The sequence below is a fragment of the Buchnera aphidicola str. APS (Acyrthosiphon pisum) genome (genome assembly GCF_000009605.1).
Lineage (GTDB): Bacteria > Pseudomonadota > Gammaproteobacteria > Enterobacterales > Enterobacteriaceae > Buchnera > Buchnera aphidicola_I.
In genome coordinates this window covers 385,923-406,277 of sequence record NC_002528.1, presented here as the reverse complement: position 1 = coordinate 406,277, position 20,355 = coordinate 385,923, and the positions used below count along the sequence as shown (strand labels likewise).

14 protein-coding genes and 1 pseudogene are annotated in these 20,355 nt (G+C 25.0%); 6 read left to right on the top strand and 9 right to left on the bottom strand.

The features are described 5' to 3' along the window. Positions 1-233: 233 nt before the first annotated feature. From BU_RS01935 to BU_RS01925, 3 genes are all read left to right on the top strand, one after another. Positions 234-1,733, top strand: a complete 1,500-nt coding sequence (locus BU_RS01935) for a leucyl aminopeptidase (RefSeq protein ID WP_010896089.1) — start codon at positions 234-236, stop codon at positions 1,731-1,733. 76 nt (positions 1,734-1,809) lie between these two features. Then, on the top strand, positions 1,810-4,677 hold the full coding sequence (locus BU_RS01930; protein ID WP_010896088.1) for a valine--tRNA ligase: 2,868 nt from the start codon (positions 1,810-1,812) through the stop codon (positions 4,675-4,677). A 56-nt stretch (positions 4,678-4,733) separates the two neighbouring features. Further along, positions 4,734-5,708, top strand: a complete 975-nt coding sequence (locus tag BU_RS01925) for a rhodanese-related sulfurtransferase (RefSeq protein WP_010896087.1) — start codon at positions 4,734-4,736, stop codon at positions 5,706-5,708. A gap of 3 nt (positions 5,709-5,711) precedes the next feature. Here the strand turns inward: BU_RS01925 and BU_RS01920 are convergent, their stop codons facing one another. From BU_RS01920 to pyrD, 3 genes and pseudogenes are all read right to left on the bottom strand, one after another. Next, the gene (locus tag BU_RS01920) at positions 5,712-7,502 is read right to left on the bottom strand and encodes an ATP-binding cassette domain-containing protein (protein ID WP_010896086.1); all 1,791 of its coding nucleotides are present in this window, start codon (positions 7,500-7,502) and stop codon (positions 5,712-5,714) included. Between the two features lie 19 nt (positions 7,503-7,521). Continuing rightward, positions 7,522-9,627 carry a bifunctional 23S rRNA (guanine(2069)-N(7))-methyltransferase RlmK/23S rRNA (guanine(2445)-N(2))-methyltransferase RlmL gene (gene rlmKL, locus BU_RS01915; RefSeq protein WP_009874320.1) on the bottom strand — a complete coding sequence of 702 codons (2,106 nt, stop codon included), beginning with the start codon at positions 9,625-9,627 and terminating at the stop codon, positions 7,522-7,524. 175 nt (positions 9,628-9,802) lie between these two features. Continuing rightward, positions 9,803-10,815 (bottom strand): annotated as a pseudogene (pyrD, locus tag BU_RS01910) (quinone-dependent dihydroorotate dehydrogenase). Between the two features lie 272 nt (positions 10,816-11,087). Here pyrD and pncB point away from each other — a divergent pair. The 3 genes from pncB to BU_RS01890 all read left to right on the top strand — a co-directional run bounded on the left by pncB (position 11,088) and on the right by BU_RS01890 (position 15,123). Then, the gene (pncB, locus tag BU_RS01900; protein ID WP_009874317.1) at positions 11,088-12,287 is read left to right on the top strand and encodes a nicotinate phosphoribosyltransferase; all 1,200 of its coding nucleotides are present in this window, start codon (positions 11,088-11,090) and stop codon (positions 12,285-12,287) included. A gap of 147 nt (positions 12,288-12,434) precedes the next feature. Then, the gene (gene asnS, locus BU_RS01895; protein WP_010896085.1) at positions 12,435-13,835 is read left to right on the top strand and encodes an asparagine--tRNA ligase; all 1,401 of its coding nucleotides are present in this window, start codon (positions 12,435-12,437) and stop codon (positions 13,833-13,835) included. Positions 13,836-13,974: 139 nt separating this feature from the next. Further along, positions 13,975-15,123, top strand: a complete 1,149-nt coding sequence (locus BU_RS01890) for a porin (protein WP_010896084.1) — start codon at positions 13,975-13,977, stop codon at positions 15,121-15,123. A 248-nt stretch (positions 15,124-15,371) separates the two neighbouring features. Here the strand turns inward: BU_RS01890 and BU_RS01885 are convergent, their stop codons facing one another. The 6 genes from BU_RS01885 to tmk form a co-directional block, all read right to left on the bottom strand. Beyond that, a complete protein-coding gene (locus tag BU_RS01885) occupies positions 15,372-15,899 on the bottom strand; it encodes a hypothetical protein (protein ID WP_164927336.1) in 528 nt (175 codons plus the stop codon). Positions 15,900-15,957: 58 nt separating this feature from the next. After that, positions 15,958-16,302 (bottom strand): histidine triad nucleotide-binding protein, encoded by a 345-nt coding sequence (locus BU_RS01880; RefSeq protein ID WP_009874313.1) that lies wholly within the window; start codon positions 16,300-16,302, stop codon positions 15,958-15,960. A gap of 19 nt (positions 16,303-16,321) precedes the next feature. After that, complete coding sequence (gene ptsG / locus BU_RS01875) at positions 16,322-17,755, bottom strand: PTS glucose transporter subunit IIBC (RefSeq protein ID WP_009874312.1); 1,434 nt, start codon at positions 17,753-17,755, stop codon at positions 16,322-16,324. Positions 17,756-17,851: 96 nt separating this feature from the next. Continuing rightward, positions 17,852-18,646, bottom strand: coding sequence for a TatD family hydrolase (locus tag BU_RS01870; protein ID WP_009874311.1), 795 nt, complete (start codon positions 18,644-18,646; stop codon positions 17,852-17,854). Between the two features lie 33 nt (positions 18,647-18,679). Continuing rightward, positions 18,680-19,660 (bottom strand): DNA polymerase III subunit delta' C-terminal domain-containing protein, encoded by a 981-nt coding sequence (locus BU_RS01865; protein WP_010896082.1) that lies wholly within the window; start codon positions 19,658-19,660, stop codon positions 18,680-18,682. Beyond that, positions 19,657-20,295 (bottom strand): dTMP kinase, encoded by a 639-nt coding sequence (tmk, locus tag BU_RS01860; RefSeq protein WP_010896081.1) that lies wholly within the window; start codon positions 20,293-20,295, stop codon positions 19,657-19,659. The genes BU_RS01865 and tmk overlap by 4 nt, the downstream gene beginning before the upstream one ends. Positions 20,296-20,355 lie beyond the last annotated feature (60 nt).

Here is a 20,355-nt window from a genome sequence, read left to right as displayed (position 1 = left end):
TATATTTTTAAAAATTGCAATTAAAGCAGGATTAGTTTTATAGTATATAATATTTTTAATAAAATTTAAAAGAATCATATTTATTAATTAAATAATGATTAAAAAAATTTATACTATATAGGAATATAATAAAATTAATAGTATCAATTTTATATAAAGATATTAACCTAGAGATGTTTTTATTATCTTGATAATTTAATTAATTCATCTTATTTAAACATAGAGAAATAATCATGAATTTTTTTATAAAAAGTTGTTTCTTAGATAAAGAAAAAACTGATTGTATAGTAGTTTCTGTTTTCGAACTATCTGAACTTTCCGATTCGGCCATTTATTTAGATAAATGTAGCAACGGTCATATAACTTCTTTAATTAAACTAGGTGATATTCAAGGAAAAATAGGAGATACACTTATGTTGTATAAAGTTCCTAAGATACTTTCAAAAAGAATATTACTTGTAGGATGTGGAAAAAAAGATGAAATCAACATAATACGTTTTAAAAAAATCTTAAAAAATACTATACACGCAATAAAAAAAAAATCTATAACAAATATTGTTTATTCTTTTTCTAACATTAATATTGATAATATATATTGGATGATTAGAAGAATGGTTCTTTCTTTAAAAGAATCATTATATGAAACAATTAAAATAAATAATATAAATATAAAAAATACTAATATACATTCTATTACATTAAATATAATAAAAAAAAATGATTTATTTATAGCAAAAACAGCATTAAAACACGCACTAGCTATTGACCATGCAATTACATCTACAAAAAACTTAAGCAATTTACCACCTAATATCTGTAATCCTCTGTATTTATCTTATAAAGCTCAAGAACTTTCTAAAAAATATGAAAATAATATTGTTGTGGAAATTATTGATATAAAAAAAATGAAAGAATTAGGTATGAATGCTTATATAGCAGTAGGAAATGGATCAAAAAATAAACCATTCATGTCTGTAATAAAATATTCTGGCAATAATATTGTAAATAAAAAAATTATCGCTTTTGTCGGAAAAGGTTTGACTTTCGATTCTGGAGGAATATCTATCAAACCAGCTCTTCATATGCATGAAATGAAGTATGACATGTGTGGTGCTGCAGCAGTATACGGAACTTTAATTATGGCTGCTGAGTTACAATTACCTTTAACAGTAATTGGAATTTTATCTGGTTGTGAAAACATGGTAGGTAGTCATTCTTTTAGACCTGGAGATGTTTTAACTACTATGTCAGGTCAAACAGTAGAAATATTAAATACTGATGCTGAAGGACGTCTAGTTTTATGTGACTCATTAACATATTTAGAACGTTTTTCTCCTGATATAGTCATTGACGTCGCGACATTAACTGGAGCTTGTGTTACAGCATTAGGGGAATCGGTAAGTGGACTCTTTAGTAATAATGAAGAGTTATCAAATCAATTACTCCATGCATCGCAGGAAACAGATGATAAAATATGGAGTTTACCATTATTTTCAGAATATCATAAAGAATTAAATTCTGATATTGCAGATTTCTCTAATATAGGACGAGGGAAAGCAGGAGCTATAACTGCAGCTTGTTTTCTTTCTAAATTTACTAAAAAGTATAATTGGGCACATTTAGATATTGCTGGAACGGCATGGAAATCAGGAAAAAAATCAGGTGCAACAGGACGTCCTGTTGAATTATTATGTCAATTTTTATTAAATCAGTCTAATTATATTTATAATTAAAAAAATATATTTTCAACTGAGATACTATCATCATTACATGGCAATATCGCCTTTTTTATTAAAATAGTTAAATAAAATGGAAAAAATTTATAATCCTAAACATATCGAAGAATCTTTATATTTTTTTTGGGAAAAAAATGGGTTTTTTAAACCTAATCATTTAGAAAAATCAACTTTTTGTATTATGATGCCTCCTCCTAATATTACAGGAAGCTTGCATATGGGACATGCATTTCAACAAACCATTATGGATATATTGATTCGTTATCATAGAATGCAGGGAAAAAACACATTTTGGCAAGTAGGAACAGATCATGCTGGAATAGCAACACAAATTTTAGTTGAACGTCAAATTTTTGAAAAAGAACAGAAGACTAAAAAAGATTATAGCAGAGATGATTTTATTAAGAAAATTTGGGAATGGAAAAAACAATCAAGTAATATTATTACAAAACAAATGCGACGTCTAGGAATATCAGTAGATTGGGATTACGAAAAATTTACTTTAGATCCTGATATTTCTAATTCTGTTAGAGAAGCTTTTATTATATTATATAAAAATAATTTAATTTACCAGAAAAAAAAATTAGTACATTGGGACTCAAAATTAGAAACTGTTATTTCAGATTTAGAAGTTGAGCATCGTTTAATAAAAGGAAAAAAATGGTTTATTCGTTATCCAATTATTGAAAATGATATGTCCTTAAGAAGTAAAGTAAAATATTTAATAGTTTCAACTACTAGACCCGAGACTTTATTAGGTGATACAGCTATTGCTGTAAATCCTGAAGATTATAAATATAATCAATTTATTGGAAATCATGTTTCCTGTCCTTTAACTAATAGAATTATTCCTATAATTAAAGATAGATATGCTGATTTAGAAAAAGGAACTGGTTGTGTAAAAATTACTCCTGCACATGATTTTAATGATTATAAAGTCGGATTACATCATAAATTACCAATGATTAATATTTTTACTTTTGATGGGCGTATCAAATCTACGGCCGAAGTTTATAACTATAAAGGTGAAAAATCTAATCAATATAGTACATGCATTCCAATGCAATTTCAACATTTAGATATTTTGTCTGCACGAATTGAAATTATTAAAGAAATTACAAAATTAGGATTTTTGGAAAAAATTGAAGAATGTAATGTTACTGTCCCTTATAGCGAGAGAAGCGGTGTTATTATAGAACCGATGCTTACAAATCAATGGTATTTAAAAACATCAACTTTAGCTAAAGTAGCTTTAAATGCCGTAAAAGATAAAAAAATTAAATTTATACCACAACAATATGAAAGTATGTATTCATCTTGGATGAATAATATTGAAGATTGGTGTATTTCTCGACAGTTATGGTGGGGTCACCGTATTCCAGTATGGTATGATGATCAGAAAAATATTTATATTGGTCAAAATGAAAAAGAAATACGTCAAGCTTATTCGATATCAGAGAATGTCTTATTAAAACAAGAAAATGATGTATTAGATACTTGGTTTTCTTCTGGATTATGGACTTTTTCTTCATTAGGATGGCCAAAGAAAACTACATTTTTAAAGACTTTTCATCCTACTAATGTTTTAGTAAGTGGTTTCGATATTATTTTCTTTTGGATTGCTAGAATGATTATGTTGACAATGTATTTTATGAAAGATAAACATAATAATCCTGAAGTTCCTTTTAAAAATATTTATATAACAGGATTAATTCGAGATGAATTTGGAAAAAAAATGTCCAAATCAAAAGGAAATGTAATTGACCCCTTAGATATGATAGATGGAATTTCTTTAAGTGAATTAATTAAAAAAAGAACGAATAATTTATTACAACCAAATTTGTCTGATAAAATAATTCAACGTACTATTAAACAATTTCCAGAAGGCATTAAATCTACTGGCACAGATGCATTACGGTTTACTTTCTCTGCATTGGCATCTAGTACACGCGATATACAATGGGATATGAATCGATTAAAAGGATATCGTAACTTTTGTAATAAACTTTGGAATGCTAGTCGATTTGTTTTAATTAATACACAAGATCATAATTTTTCAAAATTTGATGTTAAAAGAAAGATGTTATTAATAAATAAATGGATTTTAATAGAATTTAATAACACAGTAAAATTGTATCGTGAATCATTAGATACTTATCGTTTTGATATTGCTGCTAATATTTTATATGATTTTATTTGGAATATATTTTGTGATTGGTATTTAGAATTTGTTAAAATAGTCATTAAATTAGGCTCTTCTAAAGAAGTATATTGTACTAAAAATGTTTTAGTGTATGTTTTAGAGTTGCTCTTAAAATTAGCTCATCCTATCATGCCTTTTATAACTGAAACAATTTGGCAACGCATAAAATTAATTCAAAATATTTCAGAAAAGACTATTATGTTGCAAGATTTTCCAGAGTATAATCATAAATTATTTGATAAAAAAATATTAGTTCAAATGAATTGGATGAAAAAAATAATTGTATTTCTGAGAAATATTAGAACTAATATGAATGTTAGTTCAACAAAATTATTACCATTATTTTTATATAATATCAATTCTGAACAAGAAAAAGTTATCAAAGAAAATATTTCATTAATAAAAAATATATCGTTTTTAGATAAGATTACAATACTTTCTGAAAAATATGATAAAGACTTATGTATAAAAGAAATAATAGATGGTGCCGAAATTATAATACCTATATTAAAATTAGTAGATACTAAAGTGGAATTAAAAAGATTAGTAAAAGAGCAAAAAAAAACAGAACTTAACATATTTAAAATTAAAACTAAAATTTTAAATAAAGATTTTTTATCTTATGCTCCTACAAAAATAGTAACACAGGAAAAAAATAAATTATTAAAATTAAATGAAATAAATCTAAAATTATCTGAACAAATAAAAATATTTAGAAATATGTCTTATAAAAAGTAACTGTATGATATTTTTTCTATATTCTTCTGATAATATAATAATTATAGGATTTTTAAATGTCAATTTTACATAATATTGTTTCTAAAAAAGAACTAAAAAGACGTATGTTTTTTGAAACAGAACCTCGTTTAACACTATCTTTCTATAAATATTTTTTTATTAAAAACACTCAAGAATATCGTGATAGACTTTATAAAACTTTTTATAAATATAATGTTTTAGGCCGAATTTATGTAGCATCTGAAGGTATCAACGCTCAAATTAGTGTTCCTAAAAAATATTATTCTATTTTAAAAAAATTTTTATATAATTTCGATATAGAGCTAAATAATTTACGTATTAATAAATCATTAGATAATGAGAAATCTTTTTGGGTTCTTTGTGTTAAAATTAAAAAAAAAATTGTACAAGATGGAATTAAAGAACATTTTTTTAACCCTAATAATGTGGGTATTTACATTCAATCAGAACAAGTTAATTCGATGTTAAATGATAAAAAGACAATATTCATTGATATGCGAAATTCTTATGAATATGCTATTGGTCATTTTGAGAATGCGATAGAAATTAAAAGCATTACTTTTCGAGAACAATTAAAAAAAGTAATACAATTAATGGCATATGCTAAAAATAAAAAAATTGTTATGTATTGTACAGGTGGCATTCGTTGTGAAAAAGCAACTTCTTGGATGCTTTTTAATGGTTTTAAACATGTTTATCATTTAGAAGGAGGTATTATTGGTTATGTACACGATGCTCGAAAAAATGGGTTACCCGTTTTGTTTAAAGGGAAAAGTTTTGTTTTTGATAATCGAATGAGTGAGAAAATTTCAGATGAAGTAATATCATATTGTAAGCAATGTGGGAAATCCTCTGATGTTTATATTAACTGTAAGTACAGCTCGTGTCATCTTCTTTTTATTCAATGTGAAAACTGTTCTGTTAAATTTCACAGTTGCTGCTCTTTAGAATGTATGAAAAAATACAAATTTTATATGTTAAATAATGATCTTAAAAAAATTTCTTATTAAATTCTATATTTTAGTATTTATAATATTTTTTTCTAATTTTTCCCAAAAAAGTATTTTTTTTCCTAATTTTCTTTCTTTTTGAGCTAGCATTTTAAGTGTTGGTAATTTTTCTTCTAACGTTTTTTTGAAAAAATCAGGTTCATTTACTTTTTTTTGTAATGTCTTAATGTCAAGTTCAATTGTTTCTATTTCATATAAAATAGCATTGAGTTCTTTTTTGAAATTATTTTTTATTTTAATAGCAAGATTTATTTTAGATTTATTTTTTTGTATTTTTTCTTTATGAAAATTATTTTTTTCTTTTTTTAAAGAATCATATTGACTGAAATGAGTATTGATAAATCCATTTTTCTCAAAAAACCAACATTTTTTTGCGGTATTTTTAATGAATGTTTTATCATGGCTAACAATAATAACAGTACCTTTATAGGCAATAATAATTTTTTCTAGCAATTGCAGAGTGTCTAAGTCTAAATCGTTTGTAGGCTCATCAAGAATTAAAACATTACTTGGTTTTAAAAACAATTGAGCTAAAAGTAACCTATTACATTCACCACCTGATAATGTTTTTACTAAAGATTTTAATTGATTGGGTTTGAAAAGAAAATTTTTTAAGTATCTTATTATATGTTGTTCTCTGCTATTTAACAAAATTTTTTCTTTTCCATAATCTATATTTTCTATAATAGATTTATTTGGATTTAAAAAAGATCTATTTTGATCAAAATATGATATTTTTAATCCTTTACCTATATAAATTTTTCCTTTTTGAGGTTTATTTTCCCCTATAATGATTTTAATTAATGTACTTTTCCCACATCCATTATCACCAATTAATGCTAATTTATCACCATGTTGAATAATTGATGAAAAATTTTTAATAATAATTTTATTATTTACTAAAAAGTCTATATTATCTAACTTAAAAATTATTTTTCCTAAATAATTTTTTGATTGATTAATTTCGATATTATTTATTTTTTCTATTTTTTTGTAATCTTTTTGTTCTTTTTGCAATATTTTTAATTTTTTAACTCTGCCTTCGTTTCGAGTAGAACGTGCTTTGATACCTTTTCTAATCCATTGTTCTTCCTTTTCTAAATTTTTATCAAATAATTGTTTTTGTATTTTTTCAATACGATAACTTTCATTTTTTAATTTTATAAAATTTTCATAATCACCTGGCCAAGAAACTAATTTTCCACGATCAAGATCTATAATTCGTGTAGATACATTTTGAATAAAATTTCTATCGTGTGATACAAATAGTATACTACCAGAAAATTTTTTTAAAAATGTTTCAAGCCATTTAATTGTTTTCATATCCAAGTGATTTGTAGGTTCATCAAGTAGTAGTATATCAGGTTCCCTTACCAATACACGACCTAATGCGACTTTTCTTAATAAACCTCCAGATAGATGGGATAATAAAGTGTTTTTATTTAATTTAATCAATTCAATTATTTTTTCTATTTTTACAATTTCGTTTGTGTGTTTTTTTTTATTTTTTTCGTGTTCTTTCAATCCTAAAGCGATAAAATCATATATAGAAATATTAAGATTTTTAGGGTTATTCTGTTCTAAATAAGCTGTTGTTGTATTTTTTTTATAAATAATCTGACCTTCATCTAAATCTTGTTTTTTATTAATAATTTTTAATAAAGTAGATTTTCCAGCTCCATTTTTGCCAATTAAACAGACTCGTTCATTTTTGTTGATATGAAAGGTGCTTTTTTCTAATATTTGCAAATTACTAAATGATAAAGAGGCATTATGAATATTAATTAAAGACATAAAATTACTATCCTTGAATTTACTTTATATGTTTTATTAACCACGAATGGTAAATATTTGAATTTTTTAAATGATCTTTCGATTGTATTTTGTTAGTAATTTTTTTTGCATGTAATTGCATTTTTTTAATGCAATTAAAGTTAATTTCAAAATTTCGTGTAGAACTGGAAAAAATAATTGTGCCATCATGACGTAAAATTTTTTTTAAGTGTATCATTACGTCAAGATAGTCTCTTTTTAAATCAAAAGATTGTTGCATTTTTTTAGAATTTGAAAAAGTTGGCGGATTGATGAATATAAGATCAAATTTCTGATTAGTTTTTTTAATCCATTTTAAGCAATCATATTGAATAAAATTATGCTGAGAACTAGTTAGATTATTAAGAGACATATTACGTGCTGACCATTTTATATAAGTATTAGAAATATCTACGCTTGTTGTACTATTTGCGTGTCCTAATCCAGCATAAACAGTAGCGGTTCCAGTATATGAAAATAAATTAAGAAAATCTTTTCCTTTAGCTAATACTCCTAATAGCTTTCTTACCAGTCGTTTGTCTGAAAATAATCCAGTATCTACATAATCTGTTAAATTCACTAAAAATTTTGCATGATATTCTTTAATAGTGATAAAATCATTACTATTAAATAATTTTTTATACTGTGTTTTATTTTTGTTTTTTATTCTAGTTTTTAATACGATATTATTTATAGAAATAGATAATACCTCTTTTGTATAGTAAATAGCATCACACAATCTTTTAAATGCTTTATTATGATCTATTGATTTTGGAGCTTGATATTCTTGAATTACCACCCATTTATCATAAACATCTACTATTATATTATAATTCGGTAAATCTGCATGATAAACTCGAAAGGATTCTAGTTTTTCCGAATTAATCCATTTTTTTAATTTTTTAAAATTTTTGTTTAATCTATCTTTAAATTCATTTGTTGTAATACTAGAATTTTTAAAAAAAATTAAAAAATTTTTTTGGATACAATTTAACGGACCGTTTTTAAAAAAATATTTTTCATGTGATTGCATTTGCAAAAAATCCAATAAAAATGTTGATGCACTAAATATTGATAATTTCCAATTTTTAAAGTATTTTTTTGCTGTTATTCCTAATTGTACATATAAACCTACTAATTTATTTTCAGTTTGATATCTTTCTCCATATGGGGGGTTACTTAGTATTATTCCTTCTTGTTCTTTATGATAAACATTTTTTAAGTTATTCACATCTTTTGTTAAAAATTGAATTATTTTTAAAACACCTGCATTTGATGCATTTTTTTTAGCTTTTTTTATGATTTCAGGATCATAATCGTATCCTATAAAATAATTTTGAAAACATTTTTTTATTCCTATTTTAAATTTTTCTTCCGCTTCCTCTAAAACTTTTTTCCATAAATTTTTATTATATTTTTTCCAAAATTGAAACCCCCATTTTAATCTTTTTAATCCAGGTGCTCTATCAGAAGATATCATCGCTGCTTCGATGAGAAATGTTCCTGAACCACACATAGGATCTATCATAGGAGTATTCTCATTCCATCCTGAACTTAATACAATTGCAGTTGCTAGATTTTCTTTAATAGGAGTAGTGTTATAGAATTGACGATATCCTCTTTTATTTAAAGGTTCGCCACTCAAATCTAGCATAATATGCAAGATATTGTTATTTAACAGTACAAGTTTTATTCGGATATCGGGTTCAATAAGATTTACATTTGGACGAGAAGCGTATTTATTTTGGAATTGGTCAATAATTGCATCTTTGGTTACAAGAGCTCCAAATAAACTATTACGAATAAAATTATTAGTTCCTTTAAAATTAACTAAAAAAGTATTGTGGATATGAAAAATTTCAGTCCAATTAATACTGTACACGTGATCATAAAGATCATCGATGTTATTAATAGTAAAAATTTTTATGCATAAATAAATACGCGAAGCAATTCGACTCCACATTAAACTTTTATATAATAATAAGTCATTAGATTTATAATATATTCCTCCCTTGATTATTTTTATATCTGATACTCCTAAAGATAAGAGTTCTTTTTCTAGTAATTTTTCAGTACCAAAATTTGTACTTGCAAATAAATCATTCATTTTTTATTTTTTATCATTAGTATTTTAATAATTAAAAATTATTTTTATAATATATTGAGTATATTATATATATAATATAAATAGTTTAAATAATTATATTTATTTAAAATTTTTAATAATATTTAGTAAATATTCTGTACTAGAAAGTCAATGTGAAAATATGCAAATAAAAATATTATATATGATTAATAATTTTTTTAATTAATTTTGGCCCATGATATACCAATCCAGAATAAATTTGTATTAAAGTCGCTCCTGATTCTATTTTTTCTTTAGCTGAATTTATAGAATTAATTCCACCGACTCCAATAATAGGAATTTTTTTTTGTAAACTTTTTGATAAGATTGAGATAGTGTTGGTACTTTTCTTTTGTAAAGGTAATCCGCTTAAACCGCCTTGTTCTGAACTATTCTTTAATCCAAATAATGATGAGTGATCTAGCGTCGTATTAGTTGCAATTACCGCATCTATTTTATATCTAATTAATTGTTTTGAAATATCAACTAATTCCTTTATCGAAAGATCCGGTGAGATTTTAATTGCTATAGGAACGTATTTTAAATATTTTTTATGAAGTTCTTTTTGTTTTTTTTTTATTTTATATAATAGTTTCTTAAAAAGTATTCCATATTGTAAATTTCTTAAATTTGTAGTATTAGGTGATGAAATATTAATTGCAATATAGCCAGCATAACAATAAATTTTTTCTATACATATTAAATAATCGTCAACTGAATTTTCTAAACTAGTACTTTTATTTTTTCCAATATTAACACCTATTATGCCTTTAAAATTAGATTTTTTTATATTACGAATTAGATTGTCTATTCCTAAATTATTAAATCCCATTCTATTAATAATTCCTTCCATAGAAACTATTCGAAACATTCTAGGTTTTGGATTTCCAACTTGAGGTAAAGGAGTAACAGTACCTACTTCAATAAAACCAAATCCTAGTTTGGATAAAGCATCTATATATTCTCCGTTTTTATCTATTCCTGCTGCCGTTCCTAGTTTGTTATCGAAGATTAAACCCATACATTTAATTTTTTTTGATAATATGATAGTTTTATAAAAAAAAAATCAAAAAACTGGATATTTTTAATATTTAGATATTTTAAGGTTAGAAAATGAGCTTTTTCAGGCTCTAATAAAAATAATAGCTTACGAATGAAATAATAAAACATTGTTATTCCTTTTTGATATAGAATAAAATCATATACAATAATATTGTAAAAAACTCTATACATGTAAAATGAGAATAATTTTATTTTACGTGCTATCTTTTTTTAAAGATATTATTTTTTTTTGAAAAATTGATAACTTTTCTATTTATGTTATATTTTTATAAAAGATTTTATAATAGTATTATTATATTCTATAACGTCACTAGGATGATATAGTATGTTATATAGTTTTTTTATATTAAAAAAGTAGATTAAAAAAGATAAAGAATACTATGAAACGATATGATTATCCAATAGTAAAAACACTGCTTGATACTGATGCATATAAACTGCATATGCAACAAGCTGTTTTTTATCATTATAAAAATGTAAATGTAGTTGCTGAATTTCTTTGCAGAGGAGATAACTTTTTAGGTTGCTATGCAAATATTTTATTAGATCAGATTAGTATGATGAGATCTTTATCTTTAAGTCATGAAGAATATGTTTATATGACCTCTTTTCCCTTTTTTAAAAAAGAATATTTACATTGGTTAAAAAAATTTCGTTATAATGTTTCGCAAGTAAAGATCAATAGCTATCAAGGTCGATTACATATTCGTATAAGTGGATTATGGAAAGAAGTAATATTGTGGGAAGTACCTATTTTAGCTTTAATTAGCGAAGTTTTTCATGGAAATTTTTCTCCAGAAATTACTTCTCAATCTGCTTTGCAATATTTGGATATTAAATTAAAAAAATTCTTTAATCGTACTAAATATATAGATTTATCTCATTTAAAAATTGTAGATTTCGGAACAAGAAGAAGATTTTCTTATGATGTGCAATATTCTATTGTTAAAAGATTAAAAGAAAGTTTTCCCTTTTTAATTGGTTCTAGCAATTACCATATAGCTCGTATATTAAAAATAAAACCAGTAGGAACACAAGCTCATGAGTGGTTTCAAGCACATCAACAAATTGGATCAAATTTAAAAAATAGTCAGATTTTAGCATTACAAAAATGGTTATATCAATACAAGAATCATCTAGGTATTGCTCTTACAGATTCAATCACTATGGATGCATTTTTAGATGATTTTAATTTACATTTTGCTTCTTTTTACCAAGGTATTAGACATGATTCAGGAGATCCTGTGAAATGGGGTGAAAAAGCTCTTAAACATTATGAAAAATTAGGTATAGATCCATGCACAAAAACATTATTGTTTTCTGACAACTTAGATTTTAAAAAAATTATATCTTTATATAAAAAATTTCATAAAAAAATTAATGTTATTTTTGGAATAGGTACCAAATTAACTTGTGATATTCCTTATGTAAAACCGCTAAATATTGTCATTAAATTAGTAGAATGCAATGGTAAACCTGTTGCTAAAATATCTGATAGTCCAGGAAAAACCTTTTGTTTAGATCGAATTTTTTTAAAAAATTTATGTCAAGTATTTAATGTATCATTAAAAAATAGATAAACTAAAAATTTTTTATATTATTTTTAATAATTAAATAACCTTTTCAAGCTCAAATAATTTTTTTTAAAATAAAAAACTTTTACTTTTTTAAAAAAATTATTTTTATAACAATCTATTTTTTAAAATAAGTATAAAAGGAACGGTTTTATGAATAGAGTATCAATATCAGATATATATAAAGATGATATAATAGTAAATAGTTTAATTACTGTATGTGGATGGGTTCGGAACCGTAGAAGTTCAAAATCTGGTTTTTCTTTTATTACAATTTATGATGGTTCATGTTTTAATTCTATACAAGTGATTGCAAATAATACTTTGCCTAATTATTATAAAGAAATACTACACCTAACAACTGGGTGTTCTGTGATGCTTAGTGGAAAATTAATACTATCAATTGGAGATAAACAAAAATATGAAATTCAATTGAAAAAAATTAAAGTTTTGGGTTGGGTTGAAAACCCAGAGACTTATCCAATATCTTCTAAAAAACATAGCACAGAATATCTGAGAGAAGTAGCACATTTACGATCTCGAACAAATTTAATAGGCGCGATAGCTCGAATAAGAAATTATATATTACACTCATTACATCATTTTTTTTATAAAGAAAAATATTACTGGGTTCCAACTCCTATTATAACTAGTTTGAATACTGAAGGTGCTGGAGAAATGTTTCGTGTTTCAACATTAGATATGGAAAACATTCCTAAAAATTTAGATAGTTCCGTTGATTTTAAAAAAGATTTTTTTGGAAAAGAATCTTTTTTAACTGTTTCGGGACAGTTAAATTTAGAAACATATGCCTGTTCTTTATCTAAAGTATATACTTTTGGCCCTACATTTCGTGCTGAAAATTCTAATACGGGTCGTCATTTAGCGGAATTTTGGATGCTAGAAGTAGAATCAGCTTTTACAGACTTAAATGATATATCAGATTTTGCTGAGTGTATGTTAAAATATGTTTGCAAATCTCTTTTAAAAAAATGTATAACAGATATTAATTTTCTTGAAAACTATACTAATAGTAATATAGTTGATCGTTTAGAAAAATTTTTATTAGTAGATTTTGTACGTATAGATTATGTAGAAGTCATAAATATTTTGCTTGATTCCAAGATTAAATTTAATAACTCTGTTTTTTTAGGTATAGATCTATCTTCTGAACATGAACGTTTTCTTGTAGAAAATTATTTTAAAATTCCGGTAATAGTAAAAAACTATCCAAAAGAATTAAAAGCATTTTATATGAGACTGAATAACGATAAAAAAACTGTTGCAGCAATAGATATATTAGTGCCTAATGTCGGAGAACTAATTGGTGGTTCTCAGAGAGAGGAACGTATTGCAATTTTAGATGAACGTTTATTAGAATTAGGGCTAAAAAAAGAGGATTATTGGTGGTATCGCGATTTGCGTCGATACGGAACAGTTCCACACTCAGGTTTTGGAATGGGTTTTGAACGACTGATTTCTTATTTTACTGGTATAACAAATATACGAGATCTCATTCCATTTCCACGTACCGTTAATAACGCTTATTTTTAATGAAAAAATTTAACATTTACTAAATAATTATTTGTATTTTCGTATTTAGATATAAATACAAAATATAAAAAAATAATATTTATTTTAATAAACTGATATTAATTTAAATTATTTTTACTAAAAGGTAGTATAAAAAATTATGACAAATCGTAAATCTTTAGCAATGGTAATCCCAATGTTATTAGCTGCTAGTAATGGAGTTAATGCTTTAGAAGTTTTTCACAAACATGGTAATAAACTTGAGTTATATGGTAGCATTAATCCTAATCATAAATTAAATCATAGTTTTTTAGCAAATAAAATTACATCTCATAAAGACGATACAAATGCTATTTTAGGTTTATCGGGGGAGGTAAATATTGCTGATGAACTATTTAGTTATGCGACTATTGAATATGGAATTGATCTTTCTGTACCAGAACAATTGTTAGATAAACAGCAACCTAACAATTTACGTCTAGGATATGCTGGTTTCAAGTATGGCAATTGGGGATCAATAGATTATGGTCGTAATTATGGTGTTTTACATGACGTGCAAGCGTTGACTAATCGTTCTCCATATATTAATAAAGATAGTATATTTTCGTATAACGATAACTATATGACGGGTAGAAGCAATAGTTTACTTACTTATAAAAATGATGATATTTTTGGTTTAATTGACGGAATGAGTTTTATATTACAGTATCAAGATCAATCTGAAAATAGAGCGCAAAATCAGACAAATGGTCCTGGTTGGGGTATTTCTATAAAATATGAAACTGATGTGGGACTTACTGCCATTGGTTCTTGTTTTTCTTCTCAAAGATTTCAATCTGACAAAAGTAATCAAGACAACAAGCTAACTCCTTCTGTAGGTGCATATGGTTTAGGTTTTAAATATGATGCTAATGATATATATATAGCAGCATTTTATGGTGAAGGACGTAATTTAACACCATCATTAAATATTCTTAGCGATAATAATGCTTCTAAGGATCAACCATATATCAATAAAACTCAAAATATTGAAGCGATTGCAGAATATAATTTTCATTCTGGATTTCATCCTTCCTTGAGTTATTTAGATTCTAAGGGGCAAAATTTAAATATAAAAGATGCTACTACTGTTCCTAAAAATTTAGAATTAGCAAAACAAATTAATATTTCTACTCGTTATGAATTTAACAAAAATATTTCTACATATATGAATTATACAATTAATTTATTAAAGAGTGATAATGTTATTAAAGAGCAAAACATTCCTACAGATAACACCATTGGTGCTGGAATAGTTTATCATTTCTAATTTCATGAAAATATATATTTTTTAAAATTAATTTAGCTTTTTTTCTAAAACAACTAAGAGTTAGAACTTTCTACTGACATATAATAGAGAAATCTATTTATTATATTTCAGAATAATTAATTATTTAATTATACGAACGTCGGTAGAAAGAACTACTCTTAGACACATCAAAAAGTCTTTTTTTATTTTCAAAATTAGTCTTAATATTTTTTATATATAAAATATAATTTTTTTACATACCGTTTTTATCAATAGCATCTCTCTTCTTTCATAAATACTATTTCTCCTGTTTTAACAAGTATCAATTCAATTTTTAATAAAAAAGGTTCATTTTTACCAGAAATACAGCTGTGTATATAATATTCTACATTGTTATTGCGAGAGAAAAAAATTGCAGTACTGGTATCTAGTGATTTTTTTATTTCTAAAATACCTATTTTTTTTTTATTTTTTTTAATCATATTTTTTTCAAGAAAATGAATGTCATTATTTTTTATGGAAATTTTGTGTTTTATTAAATCTGTAATTTTTTCCCTGTCTATAAAAATATTAGTTTGATTTTCTAGTAAATCAATAAAAAATAATTTTTTATTAAAGATTAATATATGATTAGGTTTTAACATTTCCGAAATGATCTTTTCTATAGCAGAATCAAATTTTAAAAGAATAAAATTTGTTTTTTTTACCTTCGAAAAAGTATTCTCTATATTTTTAGAATAAGAACAACTATTTATAAAAAATATAATAAATAATATCAATAACAAATTTCTTCTCAAATCTTATCCTTATAATGTAAAAAAAGAAATTTTCATAAAAATTTTTTCTATAAAAAAATTAGGAGAAAGATTTTAATTTTTTGCCGCCTAATAAATGCATGTGTAGATAATTGATTTCCTGACCTCCATATTCATTACAATTAATAATAATTCTATATCCTTCTTGATTTATTTTTTTTTGTTTTGCAATTTTCACGGCAATATAAAACATATGTGACATAATCCATTTGTTTTTTTTATTGATATCATTTGATGATGAAATAAAAAAATTAGGTATAATTAATATATGTACAGGTGCTTTTGGTTTTATATCTTCAAAAGCAGTGATTTTTTTATCTTGATAAACAATATTTGCTGGTATTTTTCTTTGAATAATATTTTTAAAAATTGAATTATCTTGCATAATTTAAATTCCTGTTTTTTCATATATTTTTTATACACTCATCCATTGCGGTTTTAATATTTTCAGATCGTGTTCCAAAAACTACTTGTATTCCTGATCCTGAAATTATTATTCCTGCAGCCCCGATATTTTTTAAATCCTTTTGTTTAACTTTTGAAATATCTGAAACTGTAATACGCAATCTAGTAATACATGCATCTAGATTCTTAATATTATTTTTTCCACCTAATGCTGTAATAATATATGGTGCGATTTCATTATTATCTTTTTCCAATATATTGTTTTTTATATTTTCTCGTCCTGGTGTATCTAAATTAAAATTAATAATGAATAAATAAAATAAAATATAATATAATAATCCATAAAGTATACCAATAATTGGAAAAAGCAATATATGATGACTGTTTCCACTTAATACTATAAAATCTATAAAACCATGAGAAAAACTAGTTCCTGCGCGCATATCCAAAAAAATACATAATGGGAAAGATAATCCTGCTAAAATAGCATGAATAACATATAATACTGGTGCAACAATGATAAATGAAAACTCGATTGGCTCTGTTATTCCTGTTAAAAAAGCTGTTAATGCCGCTGAAATCATAATACTACCTATTTTAGTTTTATTTTCTTTTTTAGACGTATGCCAAATTGCTAGCGCAGCACCCGGAAGACCATACATTTTAAAAATAAAACCTCCTGATAGATTCCCAGCAGTAGAATCACCTGCCATATATCTTGCAATATCTCCATGAAATACTTGTCCTATAGAGTTAGTATATTCTCCAATTTGCATTTGAAATGGAACATTCCATATATGATGTAATCCAAATGGAACCAGTGCTCTTTCGACTAGTCCATATAGAGCAAAAGCAAGAATAGGATTTTGATAAGCAGCCCATTTTGAAAAAATTTGAATTCCATGACCAATTGGAGGCCAAATTAAAGATAATATCACACCTATTAATATTGCAGATAATCCTGAAATAATAGGTACAAATCTTTTCCCAGCAAAAAAACCTAGGTATTCAGGTAATTGAATACGATAAAATTTATTAAACATATACGCTGAAATTGCGCCGGCAATAATTCCTCCTAATATACCGGTATCAGAAAGATGTTTATTTTTTATGACTTCAATAGTTGTATGTAAAACAATCGGTTCTACTGCAGTTAATGTTTGAATTAAAATCCCATAAGATACAACTGCTGCTAATGCGGCCACTCCATCATTATTAGTAAAGCCAAGAGCTACACCAATTGCAAAAATTAATGGCATATTACTAAAAACAGAACCTCCTGTTTGAGCCATAATTTGAGAAAGAATATCTGGTAAAAAATTAAAATGAGCAGATCCTATTCCTAACAGTATACCTGCAATAGGTAATACTGAAACGGGCAACATGAGTGATTTACCAACTTTTTGAAGGTTTGCAAATACGTTTTTAAACATACAAAAAACACTCCTAAGTATATATAAAAATTTTAAATGAATGGTATGTAATATATATTATTTTTTCATTTGATATAGGATGAAAGACTAAATGAGCTAAATATTAAATAATGTACGAAAATTACTTGTTGTAATGTGCCCAAGTGCATGTATATCTATTTCTTTTAATATCGAAAGATATTCTGCTATATAAAATAAATATGCAGGTTGATTTCCTTTTCCTCGGTAGGGAGCTGGTGATAAATATGGTGAATCTGTTTCTATTAATAAACGGTTTAGTGGTATTTTTCTTATGGTTTTGCAAAGTTCTAAAGAATTCTTAAAAGTAATAATTCCAGAACAGGAAATATAAAAACCTAGATCTAATAATTTACATGCAGTATTATAATCACCAGTAAAAGAATGTAGTACTCCTTTGCATTTTTCCGCATTTTCTTCTTGCAGTATTTTAATAGTATCCTCTGAAGCATTGCGTGAATGTACGATAATTGGTTTTTTTAACTTAATGGCGACTCTGATATGTTCTCTGAAAAAATCTTGTTGTATTTTTTTAGTATCAGATGAATAATAATAATCTAAACCAGTTTCACCTAATGCTATTACATCTTTAATACAAGATAATTTTTTTATTTCATTAGATAAATTTTCTATTGTATGAAAAAGATTAAGCTCTTTTTTGCAATTTAAGGGATGTACACCACAAGAATAAAAAATTGTATTATATTTTTTAAACAATTTTTTTATATTGTAAAAATTGCTGATACAGGTTGAAACTGTTAAAAAGTTTTTTACATGATTCTGATAAGATTTTTTTAGTACATCTTCTATATTTTCTAGCGGTAAATTATAATTTAATCTATCAAGATGACAATGTGAATCAATTAAAAACATAATTTTATCTCTTTTTTTATAAATATTAAATTTTTATGAAAAATTTAATATTTTTTCCCATATAAGCAATTGTTCTGATAATAGTAATTCACAATTGATACCAGATATGTTAGACAATCTATATTTACAATGTAACCAAGTACGAATACTTGTATCTAAAATAGTGTTCTTATAATTATAAGAAAAAAATTGGATGAGTTCTATTTGATCAGAATTAGTTAAATTGTCATTTTCATTAAAATAAAATTTAATAGAATCAAATAGTAAAAAACATATCCAATCGATTTTTACTTGGCTATCTTTTTCTGTTATTAACGGTAATATTTTTAATAAATTATTTTTTTTGAAAGAATCATGCAAACATTCATAAAAATTTATCCTATCTATCCATAAGTTGCTATTAATAAATTTTTTTGCATATAGAGGAGAGCCTTGATTAATACGCAGTGCTGTTAAGCATGATCTATTTTTTTTAACAGTTTCTTTTTTTAACCAGTACAAACTTTTTTTTTCTTCTGGGATAAATAATTTATATATAAGGCAGCGACTATTGAGTGTAGAGTGTGAATTTAAATTTTTGTAATTTACAAGAAAAAACCAAGTTTTTCTAGGTGGTTCTTCTAATGTTTTTAAAAAAGCATTAATTGCAGATTCTGTTAATTTTCCAGTATCTGATAAAAAAATAATTTTGGATCCGCCCTGTCGAGAGCATGTAAATATTTTTTCATTAATTATTCGTACGCTTTCAATACTAAATAGGTTGTTTTTTTCCGGCGTAAAATTGTGCCAATCTGGATGATTATTTGCTGACATTAATTTGCATCCATGACATTTATCACAAGAATTTAATCCTATAGGTTTTAAGCACAAAAGCCACTTACTAATAAACCAAATTAATAATGATACCCCTATGCCTCTTGGAGTTTTTATTAATATCGCATGATGAGCTTTCTTTTTTTGATATTGTTGTACAATATTATTGTATGGTTTTATTAACCAAGGATATAGTTTCATATAACTTGTTTATTTAGCCAATTTAACATTTTTTTTGTAATATTTTGAGTTACTTTTTTAATATTTAAATTAGCATTGATTATTATAGTTTTTTTATCTAATTTTGACTTTTCTAGATAACATCGTCTAGTTTTTTTAAAAAAAAACAAAGATCTACTTTCAATTAAATCCAATGGATTTCTTTTTAATGCTCTTGCCAAACCAATTTCTGGAGACACGTCTAAATAAATAGTTAAATCTGGAATGAAGTTATTTAAAAATAAAGATTGCAATTGATAGATTATTTTTTTTGGAATACCTAAACCTCCACCTTGATAAGCTAAAGAAGATAAATCATGACGATCTGAAATAACCCATATTCCATTTTTTAATGCAGGTTTTATTTTTTTTTCAACTAATTGTATTCTTGCTGCATACATTAATAATAACTCAGTTTCTTTGATAAGATTATCATCATTAAATTTTTTTTTTATTAATCTTCTTATATCTTCAGCAATAGGTGTGCTACCAGGTTGACGAACTAATAGTACATTTTTAATACTATTTTTTTTTAATAGATTTTTAATACATATACATGCGTTTGTTTTACCCGCACCCTCTAAACCTTCAATTACAATAAATTTACTTTTTATCATTATTTTTTTAATTACATGCAATTTATATTAAATTTCTGTTTATAAAAAATTAAAAAATTT